10 protein-coding genes and 1 pseudogene are annotated in these 12,248 nt (G+C 70.3%); 4 read left to right on the forward strand and 7 right to left on the reverse strand.

Going from position 1 to position 12,248, the window contains the following annotated elements; genetic code table 11:
- Positions 1-405 precede the first annotated feature (405 nt).
- A pseudogene (gene mgt, locus ACIQGV_RS01375) lies at positions 406-1,645 on the forward strand (macrolide-inactivating glycosyltransferase).
- 90 nt (positions 1,646-1,735) lie between these two features.
- Here mgt and ACIQGV_RS01380 read toward each other — a convergent pair.
- A complete protein-coding gene (locus tag ACIQGV_RS01380) occupies positions 1,736-3,979 on the reverse strand; it encodes an MMPL family transporter (protein WP_402488775.1) in 2,244 nt (747 codons plus the stop codon).
- Positions 3,980-4,433: 454 nt separating this feature from the next.
- Between ACIQGV_RS01380 and ACIQGV_RS01385 the strand changes: the two genes are divergently transcribed.
- The 3 genes from ACIQGV_RS01385 (at position 4,434) to ACIQGV_RS01395 (ending at position 6,822) form a co-directional block, all read left to right on the forward strand.
- Positions 4,434-4,982 (forward strand): DUF1697 domain-containing protein, encoded by a 549-nt coding sequence (locus tag ACIQGV_RS01385; protein ID WP_402488778.1) that lies wholly within the window; start codon positions 4,434-4,436, stop codon positions 4,980-4,982.
- Positions 4,983-4,995: 13 nt separating this feature from the next.
- Complete coding sequence (locus ACIQGV_RS01390; protein ID WP_402488781.1) at positions 4,996-6,021, forward strand: ketopantoate reductase family protein; 1,026 nt, start codon at positions 4,996-4,998, stop codon at positions 6,019-6,021.
- A gap of 183 nt (positions 6,022-6,204) precedes the next feature.
- On the forward strand, positions 6,205-6,822 hold the full coding sequence (locus tag ACIQGV_RS01395) for a DsbA family protein (protein ID WP_402488783.1): 618 nt from the start codon (positions 6,205-6,207) through the stop codon (positions 6,820-6,822).
- An 18-nt stretch (positions 6,823-6,840) separates the two neighbouring features.
- Here ACIQGV_RS01395 and ACIQGV_RS01400 read toward each other — a convergent pair whose 3' ends face one another.
- The 6 genes from ACIQGV_RS01400 to ACIQGV_RS01425 form a co-directional block, all read right to left on the reverse strand.
- The gene (locus ACIQGV_RS01400; protein ID WP_402488785.1) at positions 6,841-7,926 is read right to left on the reverse strand and encodes a hypothetical protein; all 1,086 of its coding nucleotides are present in this window, start codon (positions 7,924-7,926) and stop codon (positions 6,841-6,843) included.
- Between the two features lie 67 nt (positions 7,927-7,993).
- Positions 7,994-8,476 carry a hypothetical protein gene (locus ACIQGV_RS01405; protein ID WP_402488786.1) on the reverse strand — a complete coding sequence of 161 codons (483 nt, stop codon included), beginning with the start codon at positions 8,474-8,476 and terminating at the stop codon, positions 7,994-7,996.
- A 122-nt stretch (positions 8,477-8,598) separates the two neighbouring features.
- Positions 8,599-9,333 carry a sirohydrochlorin chelatase gene (locus tag ACIQGV_RS01410; RefSeq protein ID WP_402488789.1) on the reverse strand — a complete coding sequence of 245 codons (735 nt, stop codon included), beginning with the start codon at positions 9,331-9,333 and terminating at the stop codon, positions 8,599-8,601.
- Between the two features lie 13 nt (positions 9,334-9,346).
- Positions 9,347-10,231, reverse strand: a complete 885-nt coding sequence (locus ACIQGV_RS01415; RefSeq protein ID WP_402488791.1) for an ABC transporter permease — start codon at positions 10,229-10,231, stop codon at positions 9,347-9,349.
- Positions 10,218-11,006 (reverse strand): ABC transporter ATP-binding protein, encoded by a 789-nt coding sequence (locus tag ACIQGV_RS01420; protein ID WP_402488793.1) that lies wholly within the window; start codon positions 11,004-11,006, stop codon positions 10,218-10,220. Before ACIQGV_RS01420 ends, ACIQGV_RS01415 begins: the two co-directional genes overlap by 14 nt.
- 34 nt (positions 11,007-11,040) lie before the next feature.
- Positions 11,041-12,150, reverse strand: coding sequence for an aliphatic sulfonate ABC transporter substrate-binding protein (locus tag ACIQGV_RS01425; RefSeq protein WP_402488795.1), 1,110 nt, complete (start codon positions 12,148-12,150; stop codon positions 11,041-11,043).
- Positions 12,151-12,248: the final 98 nt, after the last annotated feature.

Genomic DNA, 12,248 nt, shown 5'->3' on the forward strand with positions numbered 1-12,248 from the left:
CTTCCGGCCTTCCGGCCTTCCGGCCTTCCGGCCTTCCGGCCTTCCGGCCTTCCGGCCTTCCGGCCTTCCGGCCTTCCGGCCTTCCGGCCTTCCGGCCTTCCGGCTCTCTGGGGTCCGGTCCTTCGCCGTTCGGGCCTCCGGCCGGCCTTCCGTCCGGCCCTCCGGCTCGTCAGCCGGTCCGCAGTCCGGTCCGCCGCCGTCCGGCTCTCCGGGGTCCGGTCCGCCGTCCGGGCCGGGTGAAGGGGGCGCACATGGCCGTGGTGACCGGGGTGAGGGGCCCGGTGAGGAGGCGGGCCGGGTGCCGGGGGAGCGGCGGACCGTGGGCCACGGTGCCCGGTTCCCGGTCCTGGCCCGCTGCCGGTGCTGAGCCGGCCCGTGCCCGGAGGCCGGCCGGAGCACGGGCCCATTCAGTTGCACGAGACGTCTCGTCTCGTTTAGTCTCGGGGACATGACGACGAAGCCCGCACACATCGCCATGTTCTCCATCGCCGCCCACGGCCATGTGAACCCCAGCCTCGAGGTGATCCGCGAGCTCGTCGCCCGTGGTCACCGCGTGACGTACGCGATCCCGCCGCTGTTCGCGGAGAAGGTCGCGGCCACCGGGGCCGAGGTGAAGCCGTGGAACTCCACCCTGCCCACACCGGACGACGACCCGGAGGCGTGGGGGACCACCCTGCTGGACAACGTCGAGCCGTTCCTGAACGACGCGATCCAGGCCCTGCCGCAGCTGATCGACGCGTACGAGGGCGACGAACCCGACCTCGTGCTGCACGACATCACCTCCTACCCGGCCCGGGTCCTCGCCCACCGCTGGGGTGTCCCGGCGATCTCCCTCTCCCCGAACCTCGTCGCCTGGGAGGGCTACGAGCAGGAGATCGCCGAGCCCATGTGGGAGGAGCCGAGGAGGACCGAGCGGGGCCGCGCCTACTACGCCCGCTTCGAGGCATGGCTGAAGGAGAACGGGCTGGACATGCACCCGGACCCCTTCGTCGGCCGCCCCGACCGTTCGCTGGTGCTGATCCCGAGGGCGCTTCAGCCGAACGCCGACCGGGTCGACGAGAAGGTGCACACGTTCGTCGGCGCCTGCCAGGGCGACCGCTCGAACGAGGGGGACTGGCAGCGGCCGGCCGGTGCCGCCAGGGTCGCCCTGGTCTCGCTCGGCTCGTCCTTCACCAAGCAGCCCGCCTTCTACCGCGCGTGCGTCGATGCCTTCGCGGACCTGCCCGGCTGGCACCTGGTGCTCCAGATCGGCAGGAACGTCGACCCGGCCGAGCTGGGGGAGATCCCCGACTCCGTGGAGGTCCGCTCCTGGGTCCCGCAGCTCGCGGTCCTCAGGCAGGCCGATCTGTTCGTCACGCACGCCGGGGCCGGCGGCAGCCAGGAGGGGCTGGCGACCGCGACGCCGATGGTCGCCGTGCCGCAGGCGGTCGACCAGTTCGGCAACGCCGACATGCTCCAGGCGCTCGGCGTGGCCCGGCATCTGCCGATGGCGGAGGCCACCGCGGAGAACCTCCGGTCGGCCGCCCTCGCCCTGGTCGACGACCCCGAGGTCGCCCGCCGTCTGGAGGACATCCGGGCCGGCATGGCCGGCGAGGGCGGCACCCGGCGGGCCGCGGACCTCGTCGAGGCCGAACTGCCCGCGTAGGCGGGGCCGTCCGGAGTCCGGGCACACACGAGCGCAGGGCCCGTCGGTTCCCCCGGGAGACCGACGGGCCCTGCGCCGCAGGGTGAGGCGTCACACGCGGACGGGCTCGCTCTCCGGGGCGTCCTTCGCCGTGACGGCCTCGGGCGCCTCGTCGTGGGTGAGGTCGGGCAGCCGGTTCAGCCACGCCGGGAAGTACCAGTTGCGCTCGCCCAGCAGGGCCATGACCGCCGGGAGCAGCACACCGCGGATGATCGTCGCGTCGATGAGGACCGCGGCCGCGAGGCCCACGCCCATCTGCTTCATCGACTGCATGGACAGGGTGCCGAAGATCGCGAACACGGCGACCATGATGATCGCGGCGCTGGTGACGACACCCGCCGTGGTGACCACGCCGTGGGTGATCGCGTCCTTGGTCGTACGGCCGCGCAGCCGGGCCTCGCGGATCCGGGAGACCACGAAGACGTGGTAGTCCATCGACAGGCCGAAGAGGATCACGAACAGGAACAGCGGCAGCCAGCTGACGATCGCGCCGACACCCTCCGCGCCGACCAGAGCGGCACCCCAGCCGTGCTGGAACACGGCCACGAGGATGCCGTAGGCGGCGCCCACCGACAGCAGGTTGAGCATGATCGAGGTGATCGCGACCGTCAGGGAGCGGAAGGACAGCAGCATCAGCAGGAAGGCGAACACCACCACGAAGGCGAACACCGGCACGACCGAGCCGATCAGCTGGTCGTTGAAGTCGCTGGAACCGGCGACCTGTCCGGTGATCGGCGCCTCGACACCGTCGACCTTGCCGAGGGTCGCGGGCCGCACCTCGTCACGCAGCTTGTCCAGGCTCTCGGCGGCCTTGTCCATGTCGGAGCCGCCGACCAGCGGGACGTAGACGAAGGCCAGGTCCTGGGCGTCGTGCAGCTTGATCTCGACCGGGCCGCGCGAGGCGCCCGAACTGACCGCCTGCTCGCGGAAGTCGGCGAGCGCGGCCTTCACCTCGGGGGCGTTGATGTCGTCGGCCTTGACCACGACCTCGGCCGGGTCGGACCCGCCGGGGAACGCCTCGTTGAGGCGGTTGTACGTCTGCACGATGGGCAGCGAGTCGCCGAACTCCTGGTCCAGCGTGAGCTGCTGGGTCTTCATTCCGACCGCAGGCGCGGTGACGGCCAGCAGAGCACCGGTCGCGACCACCACCGAGAGGACCGGCCTGGCCAGCACGCGCTTCAGCACGGCACCCCAGAAGCGGCTCTCGCTGCTGCCGTCCGTACGCCGGCGGCGCAGGAACGGAATGCGGCCCTTCTCCACGCGCTCGCCCAGCAGCGACAGCAGGGCGGGCAGCACGGTGACCGAGCCGACCATGGCGACGGCCACGACCATCAGCGAGGCCAGGCCCATCGCCTCGAACTCGGCGAGCCCGGTGAACAGCATGCCCGCCATCGCCACACACACCGTCACGCCGGAGACCACGATGGCCCGGCCGCTGGTGGTGGCGGCGATCCGCAGCGCGGTCTGCGCGTCCCGGCCCGCGGCCCGTTCCTCGCGCTCGCGGCGCAGATAGAACAGGCAGTAGTCGACGCCGACCGCCATACCGACCAGCAGCATCACCGAGCCGGCGGTCTCGCTCATCGGCTGGATGTGGCTGACGACCGCCATCAGGCCCATCGTCGCCATGATCGCGGTGATCGCGAGGGCGACCGGCAGCAGCGCGGCCACCAGGGCGCCGAAGGCGATGAGCAGGATCCCGAGGGCCACCGGCACCGCGGAGAGCTCGGCCTTCTGGAAGTCGTCGCCGAAGGCGTCGTCGAACGTCTTCATCATGCTGGCGCCGCCGATCTCCTCGATCCGCAGCGACCCGTGGTCCTTCTGGACGTTCTCGACGGCCTTCAGCACCGGCTCGACGCGCTCGCCGGCGGTGTCCGACTCGCCGCGCATGTCGAACTGCACCAGCGCGCTGCGGCCGTCCCGGGAGATCGTCCGCGCCTCGTAGGGCGAGGTGACGTCCGTGACGCGGCCGGTGGCCTCGACGGCCTTCATGACGGCGTCGACGGCGGCGCGGAACTCGGCGTCGGTGGCCTTGAGCGAGCCGTCCTTCCCCTGGATCAGGACCGTCTCGCTCGCCGGTTCCTCGACCCCGGCGTCCTCGATGATCTTGGCTGCGGTGTGCGTCTCGCCCTTGAGCTGGTCGCTGTCCTTGACCTCGACCTGGCCGGCGGCCGAGCCGAGCCCCATCGCCAGGACGACGAACAGTACCCAGACACCCACGGCCGCCCATCGATGGCGGGCGCTCCAGACGCCGGCCCGCGCGGCCAGGCCGCGCACTCTCGTCTCTCCGTTCGCCATGACGGGCTTGCCCCCTCGTGAGCGGTGACAGCCCCCTGCCGTCACCTTTCGCTTCGAAGGTATGGCCTGGATAAGAGCATCTCCTCGTGCTGCCCGGTGAAGTGGCGGAGCCCGGGATCATCCGCTCGGAGGCCCGGCCCTCCCCTTCGAGGAGGAGGGTGTCCCCTACAACTGTTCGAGGGTCTCGGGGGAGGTGATCAGGGTGCAGACATCCCGTTTGTGATTACGAAACCTTGTTGAACAAGTCACAGATGCGTGTAGGTGTTGATCCACATGCTTCCCATCGGCCAGAGTTTCGCGCAGCCTCCCCGGGCCCGCGAGCAGGGGAGACACCCAGCGCGGCCGCCGCGCCCGCCCCCACGGGGCACGGCGGCCGTCGGGGATTGCCGCCCGGGTCGCACCGGCGCCGCGGCACAGCCGACCCGGCCGGACGGCAGCGCCTAGGGTGAGGCCCATGACGACGTATGCGGCATTGCTGCGCGGGATCAACGTGGGTGGCAGCAGGAAGGTCCCGATGGCCGAGCTGCGCGCGGTCCTGGAAGGGCTCGGGCTCGACGGGGTGCGGACGTATCTGCAGAGCGGACAGGCCGTGTTCACCAGCGGCCACGGCGACGAGGACTCCCTGGCCGCCTCCCTCGCCGCCGCGATCGACCGCCACTTCGGGTTCACCGTCGACGTGCTCGTGCGCGACCACGCCTATCTGAAGGCGGTCGCCGACAACTGCCCCTTCCCGGCAGGAGACCTGGAGCCCCGTCAGCTCCACGTCACCTACTTCTCCGCCCCCGTCGGCGAGGACCGCTTCGCGGAGCTCGACCGGGACGCCTACCTCCCCGAGGAGTTCCGGCTCGGCGACCGTGTCCTGTACCTGTACGCCCCCGACGGCCTCGGCCGCTCCAGACTGGCGGGGGACCTCGCCCGGCCCCGGCTCACCAAGGGCCTGGTGGCGACCAGCCGCAACTGGAACACCGTACGCAAACTCGTGGAGCTGACCGCCGAGGCGTGACAGGCTCGGACCCATGCGCTATGTGATCATCGGAGCGGGAGCGGTCGGCGGGACCATCGGCGGCCGGCTGGCCCGGTCCGGACACGAGGTCGTCCTCGTCGCCCGCGGCGCCCACCATCTGGCCCTGCGCGAGCACGGACTGCGGCTGCTGACCCCGGACGGCGACCGCACCCACCGCCTGCCGGTCGTCGACGGCCCCGAACCCCTCGGTGAACTGCGCCCCGACGACGTGCTCGTGCTCACCGTCAAGACACAGGACTCGGCCGCCGCGCTCGCCGCCTGGGCCCCGCGCCCGGTCGCCGGAGGCGGCACCGCGGCGCAGCGACTGCCCGTCCTGTGCGCCCAGAACGGCGTCGAGAGCCAGCGTCTCGCGCTGCGCCTGTTCCGGCGCGTGTACGGCGTCTGTGTCTGGCTGCCGTGCACCTACGTCGAACCGGGTGTCGTCTCCGCCGCGGGCGCCCCGCTCACCGGCATCCTCCACCTCGGACGCCACCCGCACGGCACCGACGACACCCTGTCCCGGATCGCCGCCGACCTCGAACGGTCGCATTTCGAGGCGCCCGTGGTCCCCGACGTGACGCGCTGGCAGTACGCCAAGCTGCTGAGCAACCTCGGCAACGCGCTGGAGGCCGTCACCGGGCCCGTCGCCTCCGACGAGGCCGTCGCGCTGTACGAGCGGGTGCGCGCCGAGGCGGTGGCCGTGCTGGACGCCGCCGGCATCTCCTGGGCCGGCCCCGAGGAGCAGCGGGCCGTACGCGGCGACAAGGTCACCCTCGTCCCGCTGGAGGGCGCCCCGCGCGGCGGCGGCTCCTCCTGGCAGTCCCTCGCCCGCGGCACCGGCACCATCGAGGCCGACTACCTCAACGGCGAGATCGCGCTCCTGGGGCGGCTGCACGGCGTGCCGACCCCGCTCAACGAACTGCTCCAGCACCTCGCCGACACCTTCGCGCGCGAACGGCGCGAACCCGGTTCCCTGAGCGTCGCGGAACTGGCCGGGCTCGCCGCGAAGGCGGTCGCCGAGACGGACGCGGACCGGTGACCCCCACGGGGGGCACGGACCGGTGCCCCCCGTGACGGACGCGGACCGGTGCCCCCGCAGCAGGCACGGACCGGTGACCCCCGCAGGGGACGCGGACCGTGATCCCCGCGGCGGAAGTGGACCAGTGGGACGAGGCGGAAGTGGACCGTGCCCCTGCGCCGGTCCGCCCCTACGGTCGACGTCATGAGCAACGGATCGCCCACCCGCGTCGACTTCTGGTTCGACCCCGCCTGCCCCTTCGCCTGGATCACCTCCCGCTGGCTGCTGGAGGTCGAGCGTGAACGCCTCCTCGACCTGCGCTTCCACGCGATGAGCCTGTACCTCCACAACACCGGCAACGACCTCCCCGGCTGGTACCGGGAACTGGTCGACAAATCGATCGGCCCGGTACGGGTCGCCGTGGCCGCCGCCGACCGGCACGGCGAGAAGGTGCTGCGCGACCTCTACACCGCCTTCGGCACCCGCATCCACGAGCGCAAGGAGACCGACTTCGACGCCGTGATCACCGGGGCGCTCGCCGAACTCGGCCTGGACGCCGACCTGGCCGCGGCCGCGCACGACACGTCGTACGACGACGCGGTGCGCCGCAGCCACGAGGCGGGCGCGGAGCCGGAGACGGGCGGCTACGTCGGCACGCCCACCCTGCACGTCGACGGCACGGTGTGGTTCGGACCGGTGCTGCGGGCCGTCCCGCGCGGCACCCGGGCCGCCGAACTCTTCGACAGTTTCCGGGTGCTGGCGAACGACCCCGACTTCTTCGAGCTCAAGCGCACCCGTACGGGAGGGCTTTCCTTCGGGTAGAGGCCCGGCACCCGCCGGTCAGCCGATCCGGCAGCTGCCGCCCGTGGCGGTGACGGTGTGCTGCTCCACCTCGCCCGACGGGCCGATGCTGTAGAGGTGCCCGTCCGGGACGGTCAGCACACTGTGGGCACTGATCTCCGTCTCGTCCGCTCTCCCCCCTGCGGAGAACGAGGTCAGTCTGCCGTCGGAAAGAAGAACACCGCAGTCCTGGAACAGTCCGATCTCCCCGGCGCTCCGGACTGAAATCTTCTCGAACGGAGCAAGCCGGCTGCCGGAGGTGATCGAGATGTCCTGTGTCGAGCCGTCGGATTGCGCGGAGAACGCGCCGAGCATCGTGGAGGTGCCGGAGCTCGCGCAATCGCTCGCAAACTGCTCGGTCTCCCGGATTTTCTTGCCGGTCACCAGATCGAACTCGGACGCACGATTGCCCAGGGTCCACATCGTGCCGTTCTCCGGAGAAAGGCATCCGACGCTTCCGGGGAGGTCGACGGACAGCGGCGAAGGGGAAAGACGATTCCCGGTGAGGGGGAACCGGAAGGCGCTCCAGGAGGTGCCGCCGTTCTGCTGGACGGAGATCACCAGTGTGCTGCCGTCCTCCGAAACCCTTCCCATGGAATCCTCGATACCCTTGGTGAAGGGTTTCGTGCGGGTCCTGCCGTGGTCCGACCAGATGACGGCGGATTCCGATGTGGCCACCCAGGTGTCCTTGTTCCGGGCCCATTGCACGACCAGGGAGTCATCTCTGAAAGACCGGGTGGTAGACGTTCCACCGTGTTTCCAGATCACATGGGTCCCGGACGCCGAGCGGTTCATGTCCGCGGTGGCCGATATCGCCGCATCCGGACATGCCGTGGCGCACTGGACATCGGCGGGGAAATACCCCTTCTCCTCCCACACCTGCTTTCCGTCACGCGTATGACCGCGCAGCACCTCGCGGTCGGTGTCGAAGGTGAGATACCCATGAGTGTCCGCGTCCACCAGGACCAGGCTGCTCGGCGGCGCGGACGCCCCGGGCCGGCCGCCGTCCGTGTCCGAGCAGCCGGCCACCGGCACCACCGAAACGGCCGCGGCGAGAAGCGCGACCACGCGCCTTTTCTGCTTCATGCGTCTCCCCCGTCGAACGATGACGGGTGTGCGGCCGAAGCCCCACACCCGTATCCGTTTTCAGCCGTCAGAAAGCGAACGACTTCGCCTTGCAGTCGACGGGCCAGCCGTTGATTCCGTCCATGTTGTACCATGCCTCGGCGACGAGGCGGGTCCTGCCCTTTTTGGTGACAGGCCGCCCCGACAGGGGGAACTGGGTGCTGAAAGACACCAGGTCCCAGCGCACCTCGCCCTTCTTCCGCCGGTCCACGCCCTTCCGGGTCTGGCCGCCGTCGAGCAGGTAGGACGTGATGGCGAAGTCGGAACGCCTCTTGCTGAAGCCGTGGCTTTCCGGGTAGTAGTAGCGGGAGTCGTGCCGCCAGGTGGTGTTGGTCTTCTTGACGTAGTACGTCTTGACCGTGATCTTGGCGTCCGAGGTGGGGTTGATGGACGCCGAGCAGACGGTCGACTTCGAGGCGGCGACGGCCTCGGGAGTGGATATACCGGCCAGCATGACCGCGGCGGCCAGGGGTGCGACGATTGCGGCCGTGCGCTTCTTCGTGATTCTCAAGACGAATCCCTTCCCCGTTTTTCTGATTGACATCATCCTTGCCCACGGGCAGGACGGTGCTCAACGGAGTTGAGGATCTCCTGAGCTAATTCCGAACTCGTTCACACGGTGGAAACAAGGCGTCAGGCGATGCGCGTCAGAGGCACATCCGCCGCCGCGGCGCGAAAACGGCTCAGCACCAGGCCGGCCACCTCCGGCGCCGCTCCCAGCACCTCCGCCAGCACGTCCGCCTCCGCCGCGCCCCGCGCGATGCGGTCCGGCAGGAAACCGGGCGCCAGTACATAGGGCGCGACAGCGACCCGCTCACAGCCGAGCGCCCGCAACTCCCGTACGGCGTCCTCGGTGCGCGGCAGGGACGCGGAGGCGAACGCGGGCCGCACGGCGCACCAGCCGGTGTGCCGCCACTCCCGCGCGATTTCTGCGATCACCGCGATCGCCTCCGGGTCGGTGGACCCCGCCGAGGCCAGCACGACCCCGGTCGAGGACTTGTCGGCAGGGCTCAACCCTGCCTCGTACAAGCGCCGTTCCAACGCGGACAGCAGCAGCGGGGACGGGCCGAGCACGTCCGCCTGCCGGATCCGCAGCTGCGGCGGCGCGTCCCGCAGGACGGCGGGGATGTCCGCCTTCGCGTGGAACGCGCGCGTCAGCAACAGCGGCAGCGCCACGACATCGCGGACGCCCTCCGCCGCCAGCGACTCCAGCACCCCCCGCACGGAGGGGATGTTGAAGTCCAGGAAGCCCGTCTCCACCCGTACGTCCGGGCGCAGTGAGCGCACCCGGCGTACGAGCGCGTGCACCGTCGCGGCGTGCCGCGGGTCGCGGCTGCCGTGGGCGATGACGAGGAGGACGGGCTTCATGGGAGGCATCGACTCAGTTCTTCACCAGCAGACCGCGGCTGCGCAGCACCCACCGCTCCAGCGGGCTGAAGATCAGCAGGTCGATGGCGATGCCGACGAACAGGATGAGCAGGATGGCGAGGAAGACCGTGGGCATGCTGCTGTTCGTACGGCCCACTTCCAGCAGCTGTCCCAGACCGACGCCCAGGTCCGGCGCCTTCGCGATGATCTCGGCGGCCATCAGTGAGCGCCACGAGAACGCCCAGCCCTGCTTCAGGCCCGCCACATAACCCGGCAGTGCCGCGGGCATCACGACATACCGGATACCGCGCAGACCGGTCGCCCCCAACGTCCGGCCCGCGCGCAGGAACAGCGGAGGCACCTGGTCGACCCCGGACACCAGACCGTTGGCGATCGACGGAACCGCGCCGAGCAGGATCACCGCGTACATCATCTCGGGCTTCAGACCCAGCCAGATCACGGCGGCCGGCACCCAGGCGACCGACGGCAGCGACTGGAGGCCGGACAGGATCGGACCGATCGCCGCGCGCACGAACTTCACCCGCGCCACGACCAGACCGAGCGGTGTGCCGATCAGCAGGGCGAGCGCGAAGCCGAACAGGCCCCGCGAGACGCTGGTCCAGATGTACTCGAGCAGCGTGCCCTTCAGCCACGCGTCCTCGATCTCGGCCCACACCGCACCGGGCGAGGGCAGCCGCGTCGGATCGTCGACGATCTTCAGCGAGATCAGTCCCTGCCAGACCGTGAGGACGACGAGGACGGCGACGACCGGCGGCAGGATCTTCTCGCGGAGGGTCTGCCGGAAGGGCGGCCGGCTCCCGACCGGGCTCTCCAGCGCGTCGAGGCCCGCCTCGATGCTCCCGGCGTCCTGGGCCGGGGTGGTCTCAGTGCTGGCCATGACGGCGGATCTCCCCACGCAGTTGTTCGGTGATCTCGATGGACAGTTCCGCCACGGGCGCGTCCTCGATGCGCCGCGGCTGGGGGATACCGACCGTCCATTCGCGGGCGATCCGGCCGGGCCGGGACGACAGCAGAACGACGCGCTGGGCGAGCCGCACGGCCTCCCGCACGTTGTGCGTGACGAAGAGGACGGACAGGCCCGTCTCGGCCCAGATCCGCGTCAGCTCCTCGTGCAGCACGTCCCGGGTGATGGCGTCGAGCGCCGCGAACGGCTCGTCCATCAGGAGCAGCCGGCTCTCCTGCGCGAGTGCACGGGCCAGCGCGACCCGCTGGCGCATGCCGCCGGACAGCTCGTGCACCCGCTTGCCGTACGCCCCCTTCAGCCGCACGAGTTCGAGCAGCGCATCGGTCTTGTCGCGCCGCTCGTTCTTCGGAACCCCCCTGAGCTTGAGGGCGAGTTCGATGTTCTTGCCCGCGGTCAGCCACGGGAACAGGGCGTGCTCCTGGAACATCAGGGCGGGGCGGCCGTCCGTCGTGATGGACCCGGCGGTGGGCTTGTCGAGCCCCGCCACCAGGTTCAACAGCGTGGACTTGCCGCAGCCCGAGGCCCCCAGGAGGGTGACGAACTCGCCGGGTGCGACATCGAGAGTGATGTCGTCCAGTACGAGTTGCTGTCCGGCGGGGCCCGCGAACGACTTCGAGACGTGCTCGAGCCGGGCGGCGTGCTCAGCCGACCTCGTGTCGTCGGCGGCCTGGGCGAGCGTCGTGGCCATGGTCGTCACCTCCTGGGAACTGTCGGGTCGTTGATCAGCTCGCGCCGAGACCGGCGTCGTCGACCGTGCTCTCACCCTCGGCCGCGAGGACCTTGTTCAGGAGAGTGAGGTCGTAGATGCCCTTGAGGTCGGGCTTCTCCAGCAGGCCCGCCTTGACCGCGTGCTCCGCCTCGGTGCTGAGGGTGGAGGCCAGCGGGTCGTTGGTGAACTGGATCGACTTCCAGGCCGGGTCCAGGACCTCCGCCGGCAGCGCCTTGCCCGAGTCCGCCTCCAGCTGCTTGTTCGCCGCGGCCTTCGCCCGGTCCGGGTCGGCGTTGATCCACTTGTTGGCCTCGACCGCGGCCTTCAGCACGGCCTCGACGGCCTTCGGGTGTTCCTTGAGGAAGTCCTGCCGCACGATGATGTTCGTGATCACGAACTTCTTGTCCGGCCACAGGTCGGCCTCGTCCAGGAGCACCTTCGCGCCCTTGGCGACCAGCTTGGACGCGGTCGGCTCCGGCACCCAGGCGCCGTCGATGGAGCCGGACGCGTAGGCGTCCGGGGCGATCGAGTTCTCGGTACGGATCACCGAGACGTCACCCTTGCCGCTCTCGGCGTCGACCTTCCAGCCCTGGTCCGCGATCCAGTTGAGGAACGCCACGTCCTGCGTGTTGCCGAGCTGCGGGGTGGCGATCTTCTTGCCCTTGACGTCCTTCAGGGACTTGATCTTGTCAGGGTTGACGACGAGCTTCACGCCGCCGGAGGCCGAGCCGCCGATGATGCGCAGGTTGGTGCCGTTCGCCTTGGTGTAGCCGTTGATCGCGGGGGAGGGGCCGATCCATCCGATGTCGATGGAGTCCGAGTTGAGCGCCTCGATCTCGGACGGGCCGGCGTTGAAGATCGTCGGCTTGGCCTCGGTGGCTCCCAGTTCCTTCTGGAAGAAGCCCTGCTGGAAGCCGACCAGCGCGGTGCCGTGGGTCAGGTTGCCGAAGTAGCCGATCCTGACGGAGTCGAGTCCGTCGGTCTTCTCGGCGCCGGCGGCGACCTTCGCCTGCGGGGCGGCGTCGTCCTTGGCCTCGGAGCCGTAGCCGCAGGCGGCGAGGGTGAGCAGGGGAAGAGCGGTGACGACCGCGAAGGTACGGCGAAGAGCGGATGTAGCAGGCACGGGAGGTGTTCCTCTCGGAGGCCCGGCGGTCACGGTCTCTCAGGTCGTGGCCGGGAAGTCGGCAGGTCTTCGTCTACGGCGGTGGGGGGTGAGGGCGC

It is taken from the genome of Streptomyces sp. NPDC093094 (genome assembly GCF_044754345.1).
Classification (GTDB): Bacteria; Actinomycetota; Actinomycetes; order Streptomycetales; family Streptomycetaceae; genus Streptomyces.